A 3,550-nucleotide genomic window follows, 5' to 3' on the forward strand; every position below is an offset into this window, starting at 1 on the left:
TTCCGATTCCCGATTTCCGATTCCCGATTCCCGATTCCCGATTCCCGATTCCCAGTGGGTAGCGCTATAGGTCAGAAACCATTAGCCTCAAGCCTAATCTGATCATGGCTAATGCCTTCAAGGATAAACCTAATTATTGAAATCTTACCACCATTACGCCTCCTGATCTTTAAGATTAATTTTATGATTCGAGGCTAAGTTAGCCATCGAAGACCCTCAGACGGTATACTTTTTTGTATTTTAATCCCCTTGATCTCAAGGATTATACGGGTTTTATGTGCATTTTTTAGTGAATTATCCGTATAAGTACGGAGATGACTATTAGTGAAATTACGGTGGAAACAGGTTTTTTTTTAGGTCAATATTAACATATTAGATTTAATTGATATCTAACCGATGTTTGTTGATTAGTTAACGGTATTCCAATGTCATCAACGTACCTACCAGTCACTTCTCCTTCAGCTGATCAAACTAATTTCTCTGCACCAGTCCCTGCTTCAGTCATTTATTTTCAGAATAAACTCCCCACAGAAAGAGCAGACCATCCTGATTGTACCCGAATCCTCTTAATTGAGGACGATATCCAGGATGTTGAGCTCATTAAAGCATTACTCAAAAAGGCAAAACATTTTCCAGCAACACTCACCCATGTAGAGACCTTAGAGCAAGGTCTCGAATGCCTAAAGCAGGGAAATATTAATATCGTACTCTGTGACCTGTTCTTACCCGATCAGCAAGGCCTAGAGACATTTTGCCAAATTTATGCCCAGTTTCCCGAAGTGCCTATAATCATTCTGAGTGGACTGACTGATGAGAATTTAGCGATAGAAGCGCTACAAGAAGGAGCACAGGATTACTTAGTTAAAGGAGAATTTGATCGGAACCTATTGGTACGAGCGATGCGCTATGGCATGGAGCGGCAACGACTGCTGTTAGCACTGAAGCGACAAACTGAAGCCCTACGAGCCAGTGAAGAACAATTTCGCACCATGATTACCAGAAATGCTGATGGTGTTGTGATTATTGATCAGAATCGAGTGATTCAATTTGTTAATCCCGCAGCAGAATCCCTGATGAACTGTAAAGCGGAGAAACTCCAAGGAGAACTATGGTGCAGTTCCTTAGTGGTTGGTCAAACTACAGAACTAGATATTCGCTCCTCCTATGGAAAAATTGTTATTGCCGAAATCCAGCTAGTAGAGATTCAATGGGAAGGGAAAAAAGCCTATATGGCATCACTGCGAGATATCACCACTCGCAAGGAACTAGAAATTGCTCAGAAGCAACTGAATGATGAGCTAGAACGTCGGGTTGAGGAGCGCACACTTGAACTAAGAGTAGCTAATGATCAGCTCCAAGTTTTGGAAATTAAACTACGTCAATCACTGGTTAAAGAAAAAGAATTGAGCAATTTTAAATCTCGGATTATCTCTAGCATTTCCCATGAGTACCGCACCCCATTAACTACCATTTCTTCATCAGCAGCAATCCTGGAACGGTACTGTCATCAAATGGATCTGACTCGGCAAGTAAAACATTGTAGACGTATCCAATCCATGGTTCAGCAACTGACTGGTTTAGTGGATGATGTGCTATTTATTAACAAGACAGAATTTAAGCAACTAGATTTACAACCCGAACCTATAGACTTAGTTGAATTTTGTAGTAAATTAGTTGATGAAATCAAATCTAAAACCACCTATAAGCACCAGCTCTTGTTTAGGCATGAAGGTGACTGTCAGGAATTCAGATCAGATCCTAAGCTACTAAGCCAAATGCTAACTAATCTCCTCTCTAATGCTATTAAATATTCTCCTCAAGGAGGCAAAGTCGAACTTAACCTTAAATGTGACACTAATCAAGTAATACTGGAAGTTACCGATGAAGGAATTGGCATTCCTAAGCACGATCAAGGTGAGTTATTTAATTCCTTTAGTCGTGGGAGTAATATCGGTTCCATAGGGGGAATTGGATTGGGGTTATCAATTGTAAAAAGTTATGTGGAACACCATCAAGGTGAGATAGTTATGGAAAGTAAAATAGGTTTAGGTACTCGTGTTACTGTCTGTTTACCATTGCTTGCTTAGTGGTTAGTATGACTGACAAAAATTGATTTATTGATTTATTTAACCGCAAATTATCAGAAGGGGAGAATACTAATATAGTTGGTAAAATGTATTTATAAGCAATCAGATCTAGTTCACGTCATGACTTATTAGTAAAGACTTATTGGTCTTGGGTCTTAGTTAATGGAAAATGGAAAATGGAAAATGGAAAATTCATAACTCCCAATTCCCAATTCCCAATTAACAGCCATCGGCAAAAATTATCGCCTGATTATAAATCCTTAGAGTCCTGTTATGTTTTATCTTTCAACTGCTTCGTAACGGATTTGGCTTTATCCTGTAAGTGTGCGGTGGTAGCCTGAGCTGTGTCTTTCAACTGATCAGTAACTGATTGAGCTTTATCTTTAAACTGTGCAGTGGTCGCTTTGGCTTTATCCTTCAACTGTTCAGTAACTGATTGGGCTTTATCTTTAAACTGTTCTGGTATATGTTGAGCTTTTCGCTTGACATCTTGAAATTCCTGGACAGTTTTTTGATAATCTTCCTTGATCAGGTCTGTAGCTTGACTAATTTTTTGATTAAGTCCTTCCCCATACTGTTTACTATTTTGAGCAACTGCATCCAGTACAATTATCCGCTTGCTGCCAATACTCGAAATTGCTACGGGTGGGAGTAGATACATACCATCCATAACCCCATGCCAGCCAAGGTCCGAGAAGAGATAGTTAACTACACTACCGCTTTTGGGTTTAAGCAAGTAGTCCACTAGCTTACCAATTTTGTTACCCGCATCTGTCCATACCTCATGTCCGATCAGGGAATCCCAAGACTCCGTTTTCTGTTGAGTTTTGTGATTTTTGCTAGTGTTGACGAGAATACTATCGGTGCCAATACTCTCGACTTGACCCCAAGCAAAGTAGCGTTTTTTCGCCCCAAGTAATCCAGACTTACACCTTAAGGCCACGACTCGATGAGCTTGATAGTCCAACAAGAGTTGATCGACATGACCAATTTCTTCCGTCGTCTGACGCTCTAAGACTAGACGATTGAGTAACTGGCTCTGCCTGATCGGTTTGGGTTGGATAAATAGTAAAGACATCTGTTCATGTCTCCAATAGTTAAGAACTGGCGATGGCGGTCGGAAAAAGACACAGAAGGCTCAGCAGCAGTAAGCTATCAGGTAAGCATATGCGCTACAGATGGTGCTACTTGAGGTGCCGTCAGCAGTCAGCCCTCAGCTATCAGCTTATGGGCTATGGGCAGGCTACTTGAGGTGCTTTTGAATAAAACAGGTAAGCATTATTCAATGCTCCCGTTCAAGGTTTATTTTAAGCTGACCGCTGACCGCTGACCGCTGACCGCTGACTGCTGACTGCTGAATGCTTGTGTACCCCTCTGTGATTTTTTCCATCTAGATTTTAGCTTACAATAATTGAGTCAAGTCTGATCTAGGGTAAGCATTCAGCTATCAGCTATCAGCGTGT

At 40.8% G+C, this 3,550-nt stretch carries 2 protein-coding genes; one reads left to right on the forward strand and one right to left on the reverse strand.

The window, feature by feature from the left end; genetic code table 11:
- The first annotated feature begins 425 nt into the window (after nucleotides 1–425).
- Nucleotides 426–2,087 (forward strand): hybrid sensor histidine kinase/response regulator, encoded by a 1,662-nt coding sequence (locus F6K38_RS24440; protein WP_287255347.1) that lies wholly within the window; start codon nucleotides 426–428, stop codon nucleotides 2,085–2,087.
- 271 nt (nucleotides 2,088–2,358) lie between these two features.
- Here the strand turns inward: F6K38_RS24440 and F6K38_RS24445 are convergent, their stop codons facing one another.
- Nucleotides 2,359–3,165 carry a PRC-barrel domain-containing protein gene (locus F6K38_RS24445; protein ID WP_008191651.1) on the reverse strand — a complete coding sequence of 269 codons (807 nt, stop codon included), beginning with the start codon at nucleotides 3,163–3,165 and terminating at the stop codon, nucleotides 2,359–2,361.
- Between the last annotated feature and the right edge of the window lie 385 nt (nucleotides 3,166–3,550).

This window comes from Moorena sp. SIO3B2, assembly GCF_010692525.1.
Lineage (GTDB): Bacteria > Cyanobacteriota > Cyanobacteriia > Cyanobacteriales > Coleofasciculaceae > Moorena > Moorena producens.

Coding starts and splice junctions, on each gene's coding strand:
- F6K38_RS24445 (WP_008191651.1), bottom strand. CDS start 3,165: ATGTCTTTACTATTTATCCAACCCAAACCGATCAGGCAGAGCCAGTTA.
- F6K38_RS24440 (WP_287255347.1), top strand. CDS start 426: ATGTCATCAACGTACCTACCAGTCACTTCTCCTTCAGCTGATCAAACT.